The sequence below is a fragment of the Enterobacter sp. RHBSTW-00175 genome (assembly GCF_013927005.1).
Taxonomy (GTDB): Bacteria; Pseudomonadota; Gammaproteobacteria; order Enterobacterales; family Enterobacteriaceae; genus Enterobacter.
The window spans coordinates 3,548,155-3,564,540 of sequence record NZ_CP055930.1 but is presented as its reverse complement, the minus strand read 5'-3'; the positions used below and the strand labels follow the sequence as shown (position 1 = coordinate 3,564,540).

Genomic DNA, 16,386 nt, shown 5'->3' with positions numbered 1-16,386 from the left:
GCCCGGCACACAAACCGCACTTACGCGTTTTTCAGCACTTCGCTGACAATCTCTACCGCTTCTTTCTCAATCAGCTTACGGTGTTCGTCGCCGAGGAAGCTTTCGCAATAGATTTTGTACGCATCTTCCGTACCGGAAGGACGCGCAGCGAACCAGCCGTTGTCGGTCATCACCTTCAGGCCGCCAATAGACGCACCATTACCCGGCGCTGCCGTCAGGCGTGCAGTGATAGGATCACCAGCCAGTGTGTTGGCACTCACCATTTCCGGGGACAGTTTAGACAGCGCTGCTTTCTGCGCAGAGGTCGCTGAAGCCTGGATACGGTTGTAGCTTGGCGCGCCAAAACGTGCAGCCAGCTCATTGTAGTGCTCCTGCGGGTTTTTCCCGGTTACGGCAGTAATCTCTGCCGCCAGCAGACACATAATGATGCCGTCTTTATCGGTGGACCATGGCGTACCGTCGAAACGCAGGAAGGATGCACCCGCGCTCTCTTCACCACCAAAGCCGAAGCTGCCGTCATGCAGACCATCAACAAACCATTTGAAGCCAACCGGCACTTCCACCAGCTTGCGGCCCAGCGCGTCAACCACACGGTCAATCATCGCAGAGGACACCAGCGTTTTACCCACGGCAACATCTTTGCCCCATTGTGGACGGTGCTGGAACAGATAGTTGATGGCCACCGCCAGATAGTGGTTCGGGTTCATCAGCCCTGCCGGGGTGACAATACCGTGACGGTCATAATCCGGGTCGTTAGCAAAGGCCAGGTCGAATTTGTCGCGCAGCGCCAGCAAGCCAGCCATCGCACATTCAGAGGAGCAGTCCATACGGATAGCACCGTCTTTATCCAGATGCATAAAGCGGAAGGTCTGATCGACGTGATCGTTAACGATGGTCAGATCCAACTTGTAATGCTCTGCGATGCGTTTCCAGTATTCGATACCGGAGCCGCCGAGAGGATCTACACCCAGTTTCAGGCCTGCTTTCTGGATAGCCGCCATATCGACGATATCCGCCAGCCCTTCAACAAACGGCTGCACCAGATCCTGCTCTTTCACGCGACCAGATGCCATCGCGACATCCAGGGAAATACGTTTCACGCCTTTCAGGCCATCTGCCAGCAGGGCGTTAGCACGGTCTTCCACCACTTTGGTAACGTTAGTATCTGCCGGGCCGCCGTTAGGTGGATTGTATTTGATACCACCGTCTTCCGGCGGGTTGTGGGATGGTGTGATAACGATACCGTCAGCCAGTGCACCGCCTTTTTTGTTGTGCACCAGAATCGCGTTGGACACCGCCGGCGTTGGGGTAAAGCCGTTGTTTTCCTGCACAATGACGTCTACACCATTGGCTGCCAGCACTTCCAGTACGGAAATGAATGCAGGCTCAGACAAGGCGTGAGTATCTTTCCCTACATAGCACGGACCGGTGACGCCATTTTTAGCGCGCTCTTCCGCGATGGCCTGGGCAATGGCCAGAATATGCGGTTCGTTAAAGCTGTGGCGCCCCGCACTGCCGCGGTGGCCAGATGTACCAAACTTCACTGCGTGTTCTGCGTTACCTACAACCGGCTTCAGCACGTAGTACTGAGCGGTCAGTTGGGCGACGTTAATCAAATCGCTTTGTTGTGCAGGTTGGCCTGCACGGCTGTGATTTGCCATTGCCTGGTCCTTCTTATGCAAGGGTTAAATTGTACCGCAAACCTTTTCAATCAATTCCGCCGGGAACTGCATGGACTGCATGATGTGTTCGACCATGCTGCACTTGCGCCCCGTGTTGGTATTGGTGATCACCCAATACGGGGTACCAGCCACGTGTTTGGGTTTGGTTTGATTGCCATTTTGCAACAGCGTCTGTTCGTCGCCCGCAAAATAGACGCGAGTACGGCCATGCAGCGACTCAGTCGCTTCAGCAAACGCTTTGTTATCCAGTGAGTAGAGTGTAGACAGCACCAGCATAAAGCGGTTAACCGCTTTTTTCTGTTCTGCATATTCATCAGACAGCAGCAGTTCGCGCATCGCACGAACTTTGTCTTTCGCCGGTGTCATAGCGGGTTTGGCTTGCACCGCAACGCTCGGCTGAGACACGACATCTTTCGCGACAGGAGTGACAGGCTGTGAGGCGGCGGAAATTTTAAGCATACGCCGTAAAATGTCGGACGCGCTCTCCCCGATATGCCGCGTTTGGCTGGCGATATACTGATAGAGTTCGTCATCAACTTCGATTGTTTTCATCTTAATCCAGTGCGATATCTTATCTGAATACAAGTCGTTGGGATTATAAGGTCAAATCCCAACAGCGGATAGCGTCAAGCCAGGTTGGCGGCAAAAGTCAGATTAAACTGGATCCTTGCAGCCGGGCGGCAGAATGGTCAACATGATACCCTAACCTGACATACGTAAAAAAAGAACTTTGCCATGAAATTGAATACCCGAGCGCAATCTGCACAATCGCCGAACAATAATTCTCCCATCGTACTGGTTCACGGTCTTTTTGGCAGCCTGGATAACCTGGGTGTGCTGGCGCGGGATCTGGTTAGCGATCACGATATTTTGCAGGTAGATATGCGCAACCATGGCCTTTCAGGGCGCTCGCCAGAGATGACTTACGCCGCAATGGCGCAGGATCTTCTGGATACGCTTAAGGCAAACAACCTCGAAAAGGTGACGCTGATTGGGCATTCAATGGGAGGCAAAGCCGTTATGGCCCTGACCGCACTCGCGCCGGAGCACATTAACGGCCTGGTCGTAATAGACGTAGCGCCCGTGGATTATAACGTGCGTCGCCACGATGAGATCTTTGCCGCTATTAATGCAGTGACAGACGCCGGTGTTTCCACCCGCCAGCAGGCCGCAGCTATCATGCGCGACCATCTTAATGAAGAAGGTGTGGTGCAGTTTCTGCTGAAATCGTTTGTCGACGGCCAGTGGCGCTTCAACGTGCCGGTGCTGTGGGATCAATACTCAGAAATCGTCGGCTGGGAGCCGGTTGCGGCCTGGCAACACCCTACCCTCTTTGTGCGCGGCGGTAATTCGCCGTATGTCACCGAAGCCTGTCGTGATGAATTGATCAGGCAGTTCCCCGAAGCCCGCGCGCATGTTATCGCCGGAGCCGGACACTGGGTTCATGCTGAAAAACCAGAAGCCGTGCTTCGCGCGATCCGTCGCTATCTCTCTGATACTGCGAATTGATTAAAAAGACAGCGACTGGAAGCCTGCGGGCTTCCAGTCGTTGGCGTGCCGATGTGGGTGATGTATGATGGCGCGCTTATCGCCCGGGCAATAGCAGGGCGGCTTGTTTTCCCCCGAAGTCTCAAAATCATGGCCAAAGAACAAACGGACCGTACGACAATAGATCTGTTCGCGAATGAGCGTCGCCCGGGACGACCCAAGACAAATCCGCTTTCGCGCGATGAACAGCTGCGTATTAATAAACGCAACCAGCTTAAACGCGATAAAAATCGTGGGCTTAAGCGTGTCGAACTGAAACTCAACGCCGATGCCGTTGATGCACTCAACGAGCTTGCCAGCGCCCGCGACATCAGCCGCAGCGAGCTGATTGAAGAGATGTTGATCGCCCAACTCGAAAAATTGCACAGCAAGGCATAAGTCAGAAAACTCCCTTTCTCACCTTTTTCATGTAGCACAGAGTGCAGTCCTGCGTGATAGCTGTTTCCGCAGGGTTGTCTGTTCTGCTATTATTGCCCTTATCCGTGGACAAATTGCGCCACCATACCATTAAGTTTCAAGAGGTTATTTTACTCATGGCAATCATCGGCATTTTCTTCGGCAGTGATACCGGCAATACCGAAAATATCGCAAAAAACATTCAAAAACAGCTCGGTAAAGATGTTGCCGATGTGCATGACATTGCCAAGAGCAGCAAAGAAGATCTCGAAGGCTATGACATCCTGCTGCTGGGTATTCCAACCTGGTACTACGGCGAAGCGCAGTGCGACTGGGACGATTTCTTCCCGACTCTGGAAGAGGTTGATTTCAACGGTAAGCTGGTTGCGCTGTTCGGTTGTGGCGATCAGGAAGATTACGCAGAATATTTCTGTGACGCGCTGGGCACCATCCGCGACATCATTGAACCACGCGGCGCAGCTATCGTAGGTCACTGGCCAACGGCGGGTTACCACTTCGAAGCCTCTAAAGGCCTGGCCGACGACGATCACTTTGTGGGTCTGGCCATCGATGAAGACCGCCAGCCAGAACTGACTGCAGAACGCGTTGAAAAATGGGTTAAACAGGTCCGCGAAGAACTGAACCTGGACGACATCCTTAACGCCTGATAGTGAGCGGCGCAACTTCGGTTGCGCCCGCTTGACCGGGTCAAACCGATTAAATTAATTGCTACAAACTTTTAACTTTTTCGTTCAGACCTGTACAATATCCCCTTGGTAAAACGTGGATGCCATCGAACAAGTTTGTTGGTGATACCACGTTTTTATAAGCATACTTTGCTTGAGACTTGCAGTTTTCATTTAGACATGGCAGTTCTATAATGATACGCATTATCCCAAGTGCATTCTCTGTCACTTCCTCCTTAGAAGTGAATCGTTTAGCAACAGGACAGATTCCGCATGACTGACAACAACACCGCATTAAAGAAGGCTGGCCTGAAAGTTACGCTTCCTCGGTTAAAAATCCTTGAAGTGCTTCAGGGACCAGACAATCACCATGTCAGTGCGGAAGACCTTTATAAGCGTCTTATCGACATGGGTGAAGAAATTGGGCTGGCGACCGTTTATCGCGTGCTGAACCAGTTTGATGACGCGGGCATTGTTACCCGTCATAACTTCGAAGGCGGTAAATCTGTTTTCGAACTGACTCAGCAACACCATCACGATCACCTGATCTGCCTCGACTGTGGCAAGGTCATTGAATTTAGTGATGACTCTATCGAAGCGCGCCAGCGTGAAATCGCGGCCCGTCATGGCATCCGTCTGACCAACCACAGCCTGTACCTGTACGGCCACTGTGCGGAAGGCGATTGCCGCGAAAATGATCACGCGCACGACGCGAAGTAAGTGCTATGTTCATACTCTGAGCCAGCCGAAAGGTTGGCTTTTTTTTTGTTGATCGCGCTTTACCGGGGAACGCTGCTTTTATTTTCAGGAAGAAGTAGTCGTTTTCCCGGTATCCGTATGCCATTCTCTTTATCACCTTGATCTTATTGTTCATCCCTTCCAGTACGCTAGTATTTAGTCTGTGCCTTGCACTCGCTATTATCCCGCCAACATTTCCCTTTAGTTTTTCAGCGAACTGCTTCAGCGCCTTTATGCCGCTTTCCTGGCATTGTCTGTACCATTCATTCCCGCGCTGAATCGACTCCTGTTCATTCGGCGCATACCACAGCTCTTTCAGTGCCGTTTTCAGCACATACACGGTATTTTTGATTAAATAACACCTGGTCATTATCTGAAAATGACAGTACTGGTCATAAACATGATCTGGTTTCTACTTCGATGCTTGTAACGGGCATAGGCTTGCCTTTATTAACCATATAAAAAGATCACTCGATTGAGCTGAAGTGCGCGAAGTTAAAGGTGACGCTATTCGATATAGCCTGGGGTTACCTGCTTTAAAAACCGAGTTTGTCGAATACGCTGAAATGGGAGGCACTTACTCGTTTTACCACCTCATTACATTCGATGATGATGGACCTGCAATTCTTGTTTCTGAACTGCTCGATGCAGATGCTAACCCGATACGGAAACATGAAGAGTATCTGTGTAACGACCCTGTCGAGAAGATGCAGACCATACCGAACGTTAAATCTATCGGTGAGATGAGAGGCCGATAAACATAGCCCGAGTATAGATAGAGGTGGTGGACGGTGGTAATGCCAGCACTTATCCGATAACCACCAACCTTCTCAACACGAAGGTTATTTATCTCTTAACAATGAAATTATTCGACAAAATAAGGAAATAAGAAAAAATGTCTATACCAGCTTACTTATGGCTTAAGGACGACGGCGGTGCATTAATCAAAGGCGGAGTTGATGTCCAGGACAGAGAATGCAGTATCGAGGTTAAAGGGTTCCACCACAACCTCATGATCCCAACAGATAACGCCACCGGCAAAATAACCGGTACCCGCATGCACTCACCTATGCTGATCATCAAAGAATTCGATTGCTCAAGCCCATACCTCTATAAAGCAGTAGCCACCGGCCAGAGTCTGGTATCAGCTGAAATAAAATGGTACCGCATCAACTATCAAGGTCAGGAGGAGGAATACTTCAACATGCTCCTTGAAGGTGTGCGGGTCGTTTCTATCTCGCCAGCAATGGCTCCAGGCGATAACCCTAACGAAAACCACATGGAAACAGTCGAACTTCGTTACGAGAAGATTACCTGGAAGCATAACGACGGGAATATTATCTTTAGTGACGCCTGGAACGAACGCCAGTCCGCGTAAACATCGTAAGGGGCGCAAAGCCCCTTAGTCATACAGCCAGTAACCTGCTTTGGCAGACTCAATAAACATTTCGAGAGTCAGCGGCTTGTACTGTCGATCACGAAACTTCTTTCTCAGCCCAAACTGAAACCAAAACAGTTCCGGCTCAAAGTAGCTGTCCATGACAAACTTGCTGTACTCAATCCCATACCGGTTGAAAAGGTCGAGCAGCATATCCTCTAAATCTTCGGGTACGAGATTGAAATGCTCCTGAAAGCTCCAATCCTTCTGGGCTGGACGCTTGCGCTCACTGTAGTTCTCAGTGATGTAATTTAAAAACTCCTGCTCATCTGGCAACAACATTAGAAATATGTCCAGGCAATCCGATCTTTCGGTCGGGCTATGAGGTTGTACTTGTTTCTGGTTTCTCTGGCCACAAGGGCAAAGATGATCACCGCCTGGGCATACCCAACAAACGGAACCGCCCTTCCCACAACGGCCCCAACATTATTTGTCTGCCTTGATCTACCCATACCAATGATAGTCTCCACCCTCACACCTTCAGGAAAACGGGCTCCCTTTAAAATACGGCGCGCCACCTTGGAGGCAATACTTGTACGCGAACCTGAGGCACCCAGCACCTTACGCTTGGGCAAAATAGGTTGACCCGCCAGGATAGTTGCAGCAGTCTCCACTGTTACGCCCAGATGGTTCGCCAAACCCTCCACGAATATCAGCAAAAAAAGCTCCTGTGGGGATACGTTCGCATTCCCGTGATAGAAATACGTCCCTCCAAGTTCCTCTACAGTGTCCATTTCATAATCCCTTAATCAAATAAGGGTAAGGTTAAACCCTTACTAATAACAAGGATAAAAGGCGGGTTCTATTTTCGAAAAAAATCAGAAAATGGCTCGCTTTCAGTACTGAAGATGGTCAGATGCGCGTTCAGCCACCAGCTTTAAAGCTCTCAATAGCGTTCATCAGGCGTTTGGCGTTCGTCGGTAAGCGCATCAGATATGCAGTTTCCCAAGCGAATTGTACTCCTCCAGCGACATCAGGACGCATGATTCACCGCTCTGGTGAACGATGAGAACCGGCGCATGATCCTCTATTATTTGCCGCATAGTCACCGACAAGTTTTTACTGGCTACGCTGTAGCTAATAACTCGCATTGAGAACTCTGGGTGAGTAAAACTTACGATGTTTAAGCAGAGGAAGCGTTGAGAGGTCGTAGGCAAAGCGGGAAACTCAAATTAAGCAGCACCACATAGCTCCAGAAAAGGAGCGAAGAAATGAGAAATTCCATCTTAACGGTGGTGTTACTCGTTGTTCTGAAGTCGTTCGTTGCCTCCGAAGGCCCAGGGATTAACATCTCCGGCAATACCTTCCAGGTCAACGTAATGACTCAGACCAAGTAACCCAGAGTCGTCCCTTCGGGGACGGCTTTTTTTTTGCCTGTTATCTGGCATAAAAAAGCCCGGTGGCGTTATGCCTGCCGGGCTATGACAACGTTCCAGGCCCGGTAAGCGTAGCGCCACCGGGCATGATAACAGCGAGTTAATTACTGTTATTGCTACGAATCTCTTTCCAGATCTGATCGCAACGTTTTGCCACTTCCTGATCGTTTCCGGTTTTACGCGCCTGGATACAGGCCTGGTAATCCATCACGCGGACGTTTTCCTGAGTTGCGAACTGCTCATGCGCCTTCTCTTTCTTCAGCACATTAAGCACGCTCTGGCAGGCTTCAATTTTCTCTGGCGAGCCTTCAGCTGTATTAATACAGGCGCTGTAAGCCTCTTTCAGACGCGAGTCCTCTTTTGGTGCCTGAGTCTGCGCACAAGCCACCAGCCCCGATGCCAGCATCGCGACGATTATGATTTTTTTCATCATTTTCAGTCTCCATTCCGGCGGGACTTAACCCGCCGGTCTGTTCATCAGAAGATTGTGAACGGGGCAATCACCATGAATTTCACGTCACGTTCATCCTGGAAGATGTTGCCGTAACCGCCCGCGTAACTTGGGATATCGGAGTGGTTGTCGTATTGAGTGAAGTGCAGTTTGAACATCGTGCCTTTCGCGCGACCATCCTGAAGGGTGTAAATCGCATCCAGGCTGTAAGAGGACTCTTTCAGACGATAGTTCGGGTCGTAGTACGCGTCTGGTGTGGCCATATCGCCAGGTTTTGCATCCCATGCGTAAGCGTAGGAAGCCCCCACCGCCCAGCCCGGCAGATTCCAGTTTTTCAGGTCATACATGGCACCGAAGAAGACGGCTTTTTCGCCATCGGCGTTGAAGTCTGAACGGTTATCCCACCAGATATCCAGACGACCATTAGAGGACGCATAGGTTGGGGTCATACGTTGCAGGAAGTAACCCTGCTGGCCTTCAGCCTTCACCCATGTCCCTTCAAGACGTAAATCGACCTGGCCCACTTTGTAGCCGAAGGTTAAAGCCTGCAACCACGCCGTGCCGTCGTATATATCGTTTACCGTATCGCTGCTGGCTTTGTCGCGTGTACCGTAGAACTGATAGCTGGTGCTCAACGGGCTGCCAGCAATATCAAACTTGTAGCTTGCTTTGGCAAAATACTGGTCGATATAGCCTTCAGCCTGACCAAATGCGGCTTCAAGAACCAGGTCGTTTTTGAAATCGTACTTCGCGCCCAGCGAGTGAAGATAATCAACTTTGGTTTTTTTATCGTTCTGGTAAAACTTATCCATCTCAATATGCCACGGCGCTTTATACTCGTTGGTCCACATATACGAGAAGCTCAGTGCGCCCGCATCGCCGTAGTCAAAATTCGCGCCAGCTTCTGCCCCCTGATAAGTACCAGGCATAAAGCTCCAGTGTGGCGCTAACAGCGTTTGTCCGGTTGGCTGGATATAACCCGCACGTGCCCATACCGGGCCATATTTGAATTTCGCAGCGGCCTTATACAGGCTGACTCCGCTCTTATCTCCTGACCAGTCTTCTTTATACGCTTTGTTGCTGGAAGAGAATGCAATTTCGTTCGGGTGACCGCTGTCGCCATTTTCCGCCATTTCTATTGCAGTGAATGCCGCAATATCCAGGCCGAACATATCGGCGGCGTAACCCGACTGGAAATCCAGGTTGGCGTTCCAGGTGGAGTGAGAAAGGTTGGTTTTGTATTTGTCTTCAGTGACGTCCTTACGGTCACGTTCACGCTGCCAGTAATAGATACCGCCCGTGAGCGTAGAATCATCAATGAAACCTGCCGCTTTAGCTTCTGGAGCGACAACCAGGCCCGACATTGCTGTCACACCGGCAATAGCCAGCGCCAGCGCACTACGTTTGCCACTGAACGTACGCATAGATTATTCCTCTTTGACGAATTAAAACGCCTAAAACGGCGAAAAATATAAAAGACCAAATGGTCAGGGGTAGTTAGAAATACCCTCGAATTAACTACCGTCTTTAGGGTATTTTTCGCGACGCGAATTATCAATGCTTTTTAGCGGGCAAAAGTCAGGATTATGACGAAGTGCACATAATTGGTAGCGATTTGTAACACTTCGCGCGAAGCGAGGTTTTACGGGGGAAAGCGATTAAATTCAGAGGGTAATAACAGAGGTTTGCGTTTATTTTCACCTGTTTTGTCTTTCCGTAAATTCACAAACTTTTTTTGAGAAAAATAAGTAGCAGCTCATTGACCTGTATATTTCTCAATATCGCTTTTGCCATGCCGTTAATGGCATGATCATTAAATAAAAAAACGCCGCAATAAGCGGCGTTTGTTTCTCATTGACCAGGCAAGCGTTATTATTCGCCGACTTTAGCCCAGGTATCACGCAGACCCACAGTACGGTTAAATACCAGTTTTTCTGCGGTGCTGTAACGGCTGTCCAGGCAGAAGTAACCTTCACGTTCAAACTGGTACGCTTTACTGATTTCAGCATCTTTCAGTGAAGGTTCAGCAAAGCCCTGCTTGATAACCAGAGATTCCTGGTTGATGGTTGCCAGGAAGTCATCCGCAGCACCTGGGTTAGGTACGCTGAACAGACGGTCGTACAGGCGGATTTCAACCGGCAGCGCGTGTGCTGCGCTCACCCAGTGGATAACGCCTTTCACTTTACGGCCATCAGCCGGATCTTTGCTCAGGGTCTCTGCATCATAGGTACAGAAGATAGTGGTGATATTGCCTTCTGCGTCTTTCTCTACGCGCTCAGCTTTGATCACGTAGGCGTTACGCAGGCGCACCTCTTTACCCAGTACCAGACGCTTGTACTGCTTGTTGGCTTCTTCGCGGAAGTCAGCGCGGTCAATCCAGATATCCGCACTGAACGGCACGTCGCGGCTGCCCATTTCCGGTTTGCTCGGATGGTTAGGCATAGACACCAGCTCGCTTTCACCCTGCGGGTAGTTTTCGATAACCAGTTTAACCGGATCGATAACCGCCATCGCACGTGGTGCGTTTTCGTTCAGATCTTCACGGATGCAGGACTCCAGAGAGGCGATCTCAATGGTGTTATCCTGCTTGGTGACGCCGATACGTTTGCAAAACTCGCGGATTGACGCAGAGGTGTAACCACGACGACGCAGGCCAGAGATGGTCGGCATCCGTGGGTCATCCCAGCCTTCAACGTGCTTGTCGGTGACCAGCAGGTTCAGCTTGCGCTTGGACATCACGGTGTATTCCAGATTCAGACGAGAGAACTCGTACTGACGCGGATGCACAGGAATGGTGATGTTATCCAGCACCCAGTCGTAAAGACGACGGTTGTCCTGGAATTCCAGCGTACACAGTGAGTGAGTGATCCCTTCCAGCGCATCGCTGATGCAGTGGGTGAAGTCGTACATCGGGTAGATGCACCACTTGTTGCCCGTCTGGTGGTGTTCAGCGAACTTAATGCGGTACAGCACCGGGTCGCGCATCACGATGAACGGTGACGCCATATCGATTTTGGCGCGCAGACAGGCTTTGCCTTCTTCGAAACCACCAGCACGCATTTTTTCAAACAGCGCCAGGTTCTCTTCTACGCTGCGGTCGCGGTATGGGCTGTTTTTACCCGGAGCGGTCAGCGAGCCGCGGTATTCACGGATTTCGTCGGCAGAAAGCTCGTCGACATACGCCAGACCTTTGTTGATAAGCTCTACTGCGTAAGCAAACAGCTGATCGAAATAGTCAGAGGAGTAGCAGATATCACCAGACCAGTTGAAGCCCAGCCATTGCACGTCGTTCTTGATGGACTCAACGTATTCGATGTCTTCTTTTACTGGGTTGGTGTCATCGAAACGCAGGTTGCACTGCCCTTTATAGTCTTGCGCAATGCCAAAGTTCAGGCAGATAGATTTCGCATGACCAATATGCAGGTAGCCGTTCGGCTCCGGCGGAAAACGGGTATGAATTGTGGTGTGCTTACCACTGGCCAGATCTTCATCAATGATCTGACGGATAAAGTTACTCGGGCGGGCTTCAGCCTCACTCATCGTAGGTTCCTCAAAGCGTAAACAACGTATAACGGCATATGATCTTATAAGCAGGGCGCAGTGACAACCCTTTAAAACGTCCAGGACGTAAATAATGGGGGCAAATGCTGCAAAAAAAAGCGGCGGAGGATAACCCCCGCCGCTTAAGGCACAGACTCTACTCAGGAGCGATTACTTGCCTTTAATCTCATACAGTGGTGTCTGACCTGCAACCACCTGACCTTTCGCCTGAAGCACCAGGCCGCTGAAGTCGTCGATGTTGCTGCAAACAACCGGGCTTATCATCGAGCGCGCGTTGGCGTTCAGGAAGTCCAGATCCATTTCCAGAATCGGCTGGCCTGCGACCACTTCTGCACCCTCTTCCACCAGGCGGGTAAAGCCTTTACCGTTCAGCGCAACGGTATCGATGCCCATGTGGACGACGATTTCCGCGCCTTTTTCAGTTTCAAGGCAGAACGCGTGGTTGGTGTTGAAGATTTTCACAATCGTACCGGCTGCCGGAGATACCACGGTTTTTTCCGTTGGTTTCACCGCCACACCGTCGCCGACAGCTTTGCTGGCGAAGGCTTCGTCAGGAACCTGCTCAATGGCAACCACTTCACCGGTCACTGGGGAAACCAGTGCAGCAATGGTGGTTGCATTTGGTACAGCCTGAGGTTTTGCCGCTGCTGGCGCTGCTGCTGCTGGAGCAGAAGTTGCTGCTGCCGCTACCGGCCCGGTGGTTTTCATGGCGTTAGCAATTTTTTCTGCTACGAAGCCAACGATAATCTGCACGCTGGTTTTGTTCAGGCGGATAACACCGGACGCGCCCAGGCGTTTTGCCAGCGCTTCGTTCACCAGGGAAGAGTCTTTTACGTTCAGACGCAGACGGGTGATACAGGCATCAATGCCGGTCAGGTTGTCAGAACCGCCGACAGCGGCAATGTACTGACGCGCCAGACCTGATACGTCCTGATCCTGAGCACCACTCACATTCACATCCTGACCATCCGCTTCGCTACCGGCCACGGCCAGTTCACGACCCGGAGTCATCAGGTTGAATTTGGTGATAGTGAAACGGAACACCACGTAGTAGATAGCGAAGAACACCAGACCTTGTGGGATCAGCATCCACCAGTGGGTTGCCAGCGGATTACGGGAAGAAAGCACCATATCCACCAGACCCGCACTGAAGCCAAAGCCCGCAATCCAGTGCATGCTTGCCGCGATAAACACAGAGATACCGGTCAGCACAGCGTGGATCACATACAGTACTGGTGCCACGAACATGAAGGAGAATTCGAGCGGCTCGGTGATACCGGTGAAGAAGGCTGCGAACGCACCCGCCATCATGATACCCAGCACTTTCGCTTTGTTCTCTGGACGCGCGCAGTGGTAGATAGCCAGCGCTGCACCCGGCAGGCCGAACATCATGATTGGGAAGAAGCCCGCCTGGTAACGACCGGTGATACCCACAACCGCTTTACCTGCTTCGATGGACTGTGCGCCACCCAGGAAGTTAGGGATATCGTTAATACCCGCAACGTCAAACCAGAATACGGAGTTCAGCGCGTGGTGCAGACCAACCGGGATCAACAGACGGTTGAAGAACGCATACACGCCCGCACCGACAGAACCCAGTTTCTGAATGTGCTCACCGAAGTTCACCAGACCATCAAAGATAACCGGCCAGATGTACATCATGATGAATGCCACAACAATCATCAGGAAGGAGGTCAGGATCGGCACCAGACGGCGACCGCTGAAGAAGGACAGCGCTTTTGGCAGCTCAACGCCACTGAAGCGGTTGTACAGTTCAGCAGAGATGATACCGACGAGGATACCCACGAACTGGTTTTCAATTTTCCCGAATGCGGCGGGAACCTGATCCAGAGGGATTTTCTGAATCATGGACACTGCTGCTGGGGAGCAGAGGGTGGTTAACACCAGGAAACCGACAAAGCCGGTCAGCGCAGCTGCACCGTCTTTATCTTTGGACATACCATAAGCCACACCAATCGCGAACAGGACTGACATGTGTTCGATAATGGCGGCGCCCGATTTGATAAACAGTGCCGCCAGAGCGTTATCACCGCCCCAACTTATCGGGTCAATCCAGTAACCGATACCCATTAATATCGCTGCTGCAGGCAGAGTGGCGACCGGCACCATCAGTGCGCGACCAACCTTTTGTAAATAACCTAGAATACTCACTTTCTTCCCCCTATGAGACCCCGTTTAAGGCACGTTCTCAGCTGTGTTTTTATTGTGTCATTAACCTATACATATGGTTGATGATTCACTGGCATTCTGAGTGTGTGAAAAATTAATTCGTATCGCAAATTAAATACGTACTTTTTGTGATTTTTGTCACCAAATATCGTTATTAACCCTCCCTTTCACTGGCTAACAGCGAAAACTTATTTTATCATTCAAAAAATCAAGACGGATTGATCCGGCCTGAAAGGTTCCAGGTTACGCTTAGTTCAGGCTCCAGTAATCATCCGCCCACTTTTTTACTTTAACTCTAGAGGTGAACAATGAGACTGATTCCCCTGGCAACAGCTGAACAAGTCGGTAAATGGGCCGCTCGTCATATCGTTAACCGCATTAATGCGTTCAAACCAACCGCCGATCGTCCTTTCGTTCTTGGTCTTCCGACTGGCGGCACGCCGCTGACTGCGTACAAAGCATTAGTTGAAATGCACAAAGCGGGCCAGGTTAGCTTCAAACATGTTGTCACCTTCAACATGGATGAATATGTTGGCCTGCCAAAGGAACATCCTGAGAGCTATCACAGCTTCATGCACCGCAACTTCTTTGATCACGTTGATATCCCTGCTGAAAATATTAACCTGCTGAATGGAAACGCGCCTGATATTGATGCGGAATGCCGTCAGTACGAAGAAAAAATCCGCGCATACGGTAAAATCCACCTGTTCATGGGTGGCGTAGGTAACGATGGGCATATCGCGTTCAACGAACCCGCATCTTCCCTGGCTTCCCGTACGCGTATTAAAACGCTGACCCATGACACTCGCGTGGCAAACTCACGCTTCTTTGACGGCGATGTTAACCAGGTTCCAAAGTACGCCCTGACCGTTGGCGTGGGCACCCTGCTGGATGCCGAAGAAGTGATGATTCTGGTGCTGGGCGGCGTGAAAGCGCAGGCGCTCCAGGCGGCCGTTGAAGGCAACGTTAACCACATGTGGACAATCAGTTGCCTCCAACTGCATCCGAAATCAGTTATTGTGTGTGACGAACCATCCACCATGGAACTGAAAGTGAAGACGCTGAAATACTTCAACGAGTTAGAAGCTGAGAACATCAAAGGTCTGTAATTGAATAACCGCCTCTTTGCGAAGAGGCGGTCGCATTTTTAAACCGGGGGTCGTTATGTACGCTTTAACCCACGGTCGGATTTATACCGGCCATGAAATTCTGGATGACCACGCGATTGTTATCGCGAATGGCCTGATTGAACGTATCTGTCCGTTGGCTGAACTGCCGCCGGAGATTGAACAACGCTCACTCAATGGAGCAATTATCTCCCCCGGTTTTATCGATGTTCAGCTTAACGGCTGCGGCGGTGTGCAGTTTAACGACACAGCAGAAGCAGTGACCGTTGAAACGCTGGAAATCATGCAAAAAGCCAATGAGAAATCGGGCTGCACCAGCTATCTGCCAACGCTTATCACCAGCAGCGATGAACTGATGAAAAAAGGTATCCGCGTGATGCGCGAGTACCTGGCAAAATATCCTAATCAGGCACTGGGTCTGCACCTTGAAGGGCCGTGGCTGAATATGGTCAAGAAAGGCACGCATAACCCGGATTATGTGCGCAAACCGGATGCCGAGCTGGTCGATTACATGTGCGCCAACGCCGATGTGATCACCAAAGTGACGCTGGCACCTGAAATGACCGGGCCAGAGGTTATCAGCAAACTGGCTGCGGCCGGGATTGTGGTGTCTGCCGGCCACTCTAATGCCACAGTGAAAGAAGCTAAAATCGGCTTCCGTGCAGGCATTACCTTTGCGACCCATCTTTATAACGCCATGCCATACATTACCGGCCGTGAACCGGGTCTGGTCGGCGCGATTCTGGACGAGCCAGACGTTTACTGCGGTATTATTGCCGATGGGTTACACGTCGATTACACCAACATCCGTAATGCCAAGCGTCTGAAAGGCGATAAGCTGTGTCTGGTAACGGATGCAACTGCACCGGCAGGGGCAAATATTGACCAGTTCATTTTTGCTGGTAAAACAATATACTACCGCAATGGACTGTGTGTGGACGAAAACGGCACGCTGAGTGGCTCTGCGCTGACAATGATCGAAGGGGTGCGTAACCTGGTTGAACATTGCGGTATCGCGCTTGATGAAGTGCTACGCATGGCAACACTTTATCCGGCTCGCGCAATGGGCGTGGATAAACAACTCGGTGGGATTGCGCCAGGTATGATTGCAAACCTGACAGCGTTCACACACGAATATAAAATTATTAAGACCATCGTTAATGGTAACGAGGTCGTCACTGAGTAAGTAAAAG

General features: G+C 50.8%; 18 protein-coding genes and 2 pseudogenes. 10 read left to right on the top strand and 10 right to left on the bottom strand.

Features of this window, described 5'->3' with window-relative positions; translation table 11 throughout:
• Positions 1-20: 20 nt before the first annotated feature.
• Complete coding sequence (gene pgm / locus HV107_RS16940; RefSeq protein ID WP_182060042.1) at positions 21-1,661, bottom strand: phosphoglucomutase (alpha-D-glucose-1,6-bisphosphate-dependent); 1,641 nt, start codon at positions 1,659-1,661, stop codon at positions 21-23.
• Between the two features lie 24 nt (positions 1,662-1,685).
• The gene (gene seqA / locus HV107_RS16935) at positions 1,686-2,234 is read right to left on the bottom strand and encodes a replication initiation negative regulator SeqA (protein WP_014069356.1); all 549 of its coding nucleotides are present in this window, start codon (positions 2,232-2,234) and stop codon (positions 1,686-1,688) included.
• A gap of 183 nt (positions 2,235-2,417) precedes the next feature.
• Here seqA and ybfF point away from each other — a divergent pair, with 183 nt between their 5' ends.
• From ybfF to fur, 5 genes are all read left to right on the top strand, one after another.
• On the top strand, positions 2,418-3,191 hold the full coding sequence (gene ybfF, locus HV107_RS16930) for an esterase (RefSeq protein ID WP_182060041.1): 774 nt from the start codon (positions 2,418-2,420) through the stop codon (positions 3,189-3,191).
• Between the two features lie 129 nt (positions 3,192-3,320).
• A complete protein-coding gene (gene ybfE / locus HV107_RS16925; RefSeq protein ID WP_041162017.1) occupies positions 3,321-3,608 on the top strand; it encodes a LexA regulated protein in 288 nt (95 codons plus the stop codon).
• 155 nt (positions 3,609-3,763) lie between these two features.
• Positions 3,764-4,294, top strand: coding sequence for a flavodoxin FldA (fldA, locus tag HV107_RS16920; RefSeq protein ID WP_003858653.1), 531 nt, complete (start codon positions 3,764-3,766; stop codon positions 4,292-4,294).
• A 212-nt stretch (positions 4,295-4,506) separates the two neighbouring features.
• A complete protein-coding gene (locus HV107_RS16915; RefSeq protein WP_182063536.1) occupies positions 4,507-4,593 on the top strand; it encodes a ryhB-regulated fur leader peptide in 87 nt (28 codons plus the stop codon).
• Positions 4,586-5,032: a ferric iron uptake transcriptional regulator gene (gene fur / locus HV107_RS16910; RefSeq protein WP_014069352.1), complete on the top strand. Its 447-nt coding sequence runs from the start codon at positions 4,586-4,588 to the stop codon at positions 5,030-5,032. The genes HV107_RS16915 and fur overlap by 8 nt, the downstream gene beginning before the upstream one ends.
• 52 nt (positions 5,033-5,084) lie before the next feature.
• Here the strand turns inward: fur and HV107_RS16905 are convergent.
• Positions 5,085-5,420 (bottom strand): annotated as a pseudogene (locus tag HV107_RS16905) (transposase); the annotation flags it as partial.
• A 115-nt stretch (positions 5,421-5,535) separates the two neighbouring features.
• Between HV107_RS16905 and HV107_RS16900 the strand changes: the two are divergent.
• Positions 5,536-5,808 carry a hypothetical protein gene (locus tag HV107_RS16900; protein WP_182060040.1) on the top strand — a complete coding sequence of 91 codons (273 nt, stop codon included), beginning with the start codon at positions 5,536-5,538 and terminating at the stop codon, positions 5,806-5,808.
• Positions 5,809-5,945: 137 nt separating this feature from the next.
• Complete coding sequence (locus HV107_RS16895; RefSeq protein ID WP_182060039.1) at positions 5,946-6,428, top strand: Hcp family type VI secretion system effector; 483 nt, start codon at positions 5,946-5,948, stop codon at positions 6,426-6,428.
• A 24-nt stretch (positions 6,429-6,452) separates the two neighbouring features.
• Here the strand turns inward: HV107_RS16895 and HV107_RS16890 are convergent, their stop codons facing one another.
• The 3 genes and pseudogenes from HV107_RS16890 to HV107_RS16880 all read right to left on the bottom strand — a co-directional run bounded on the left by HV107_RS16890 (position 6,453) and on the right by HV107_RS16880 (position 7,579).
• Complete coding sequence (locus HV107_RS16890; protein ID WP_182060038.1) at positions 6,453-6,770, bottom strand: DUF1493 family protein; 318 nt, start codon at positions 6,768-6,770, stop codon at positions 6,453-6,455.
• The gene (locus tag HV107_RS16885; protein WP_182060037.1) at positions 6,770-7,222 is read right to left on the bottom strand and encodes an STM2901 family protein; all 453 of its coding nucleotides are present in this window, start codon (positions 7,220-7,222) and stop codon (positions 6,770-6,772) included. The genes HV107_RS16890 and HV107_RS16885 overlap by 1 nt, the downstream gene beginning before the upstream one ends.
• Before the next feature lie 130 nt (positions 7,223-7,352).
• Positions 7,353-7,579, bottom strand: a pseudogene (locus HV107_RS16880) (type II toxin-antitoxin system prevent-host-death family antitoxin).
• 120 nt (positions 7,580-7,699) lie between these two features.
• On the opposite strand from HV107_RS16880, the gene HV107_RS27340 reads away from it, so the two are divergent.
• Positions 7,700-7,825: a hypothetical protein gene (locus tag HV107_RS27340; protein WP_259349633.1), complete on the top strand. Its 126-nt coding sequence runs from the start codon at positions 7,700-7,702 to the stop codon at positions 7,823-7,825.
• A gap of 139 nt (positions 7,826-7,964) precedes the next feature.
• On the opposite strand, the gene chiQ is transcribed toward HV107_RS27340, so the two are convergent.
• The 4 genes from chiQ to nagE form a co-directional block, all read right to left on the bottom strand.
• Entirely contained in the window at positions 7,965-8,294 is a 330-nt protein-coding gene (gene chiQ / locus HV107_RS16875) for a ChiQ/YbfN family lipoprotein (RefSeq protein ID WP_182063535.1), read from the bottom strand.
• A gap of 47 nt (positions 8,295-8,341) precedes the next feature.
• The gene (chiP, locus tag HV107_RS16870) at positions 8,342-9,739 is read right to left on the bottom strand and encodes a chitoporin ChiP (protein ID WP_182060036.1); all 1,398 of its coding nucleotides are present in this window, start codon (positions 9,737-9,739) and stop codon (positions 8,342-8,344) included.
• Between the two features lie 448 nt (positions 9,740-10,187).
• On the bottom strand, positions 10,188-11,855 hold the full coding sequence (gene glnS, locus HV107_RS16865) for a glutamine--tRNA ligase (RefSeq protein WP_182060035.1): 1,668 nt from the start codon (positions 11,853-11,855) through the stop codon (positions 10,188-10,190).
• Positions 11,856-12,026: 171 nt separating this feature from the next.
• Positions 12,027-14,048, bottom strand: a complete 2,022-nt coding sequence (nagE, locus tag HV107_RS16860; RefSeq protein WP_182060034.1) for an N-acetylglucosamine-specific PTS transporter subunit IIBC — start codon at positions 14,046-14,048, stop codon at positions 12,027-12,029.
• Between the two features lie 326 nt (positions 14,049-14,374).
• Here nagE and nagB point away from each other — a divergent pair, with 326 nt between their 5' ends.
• Both nagB and nagA read left to right on the top strand, forming a co-directional pair.
• Positions 14,375-15,175: a glucosamine-6-phosphate deaminase gene (gene nagB, locus HV107_RS16855; RefSeq protein ID WP_014069347.1), complete on the top strand. Its 801-nt coding sequence runs from the start codon at positions 14,375-14,377 to the stop codon at positions 15,173-15,175.
• 55 nt (positions 15,176-15,230) lie between these two features.
• On the top strand, positions 15,231-16,379 hold the full coding sequence (gene nagA, locus HV107_RS16850; RefSeq protein WP_182060033.1) for an N-acetylglucosamine-6-phosphate deacetylase: 1,149 nt from the start codon (positions 15,231-15,233) through the stop codon (positions 16,377-16,379).
• Positions 16,380-16,386: the final 7 nt, after the last annotated feature.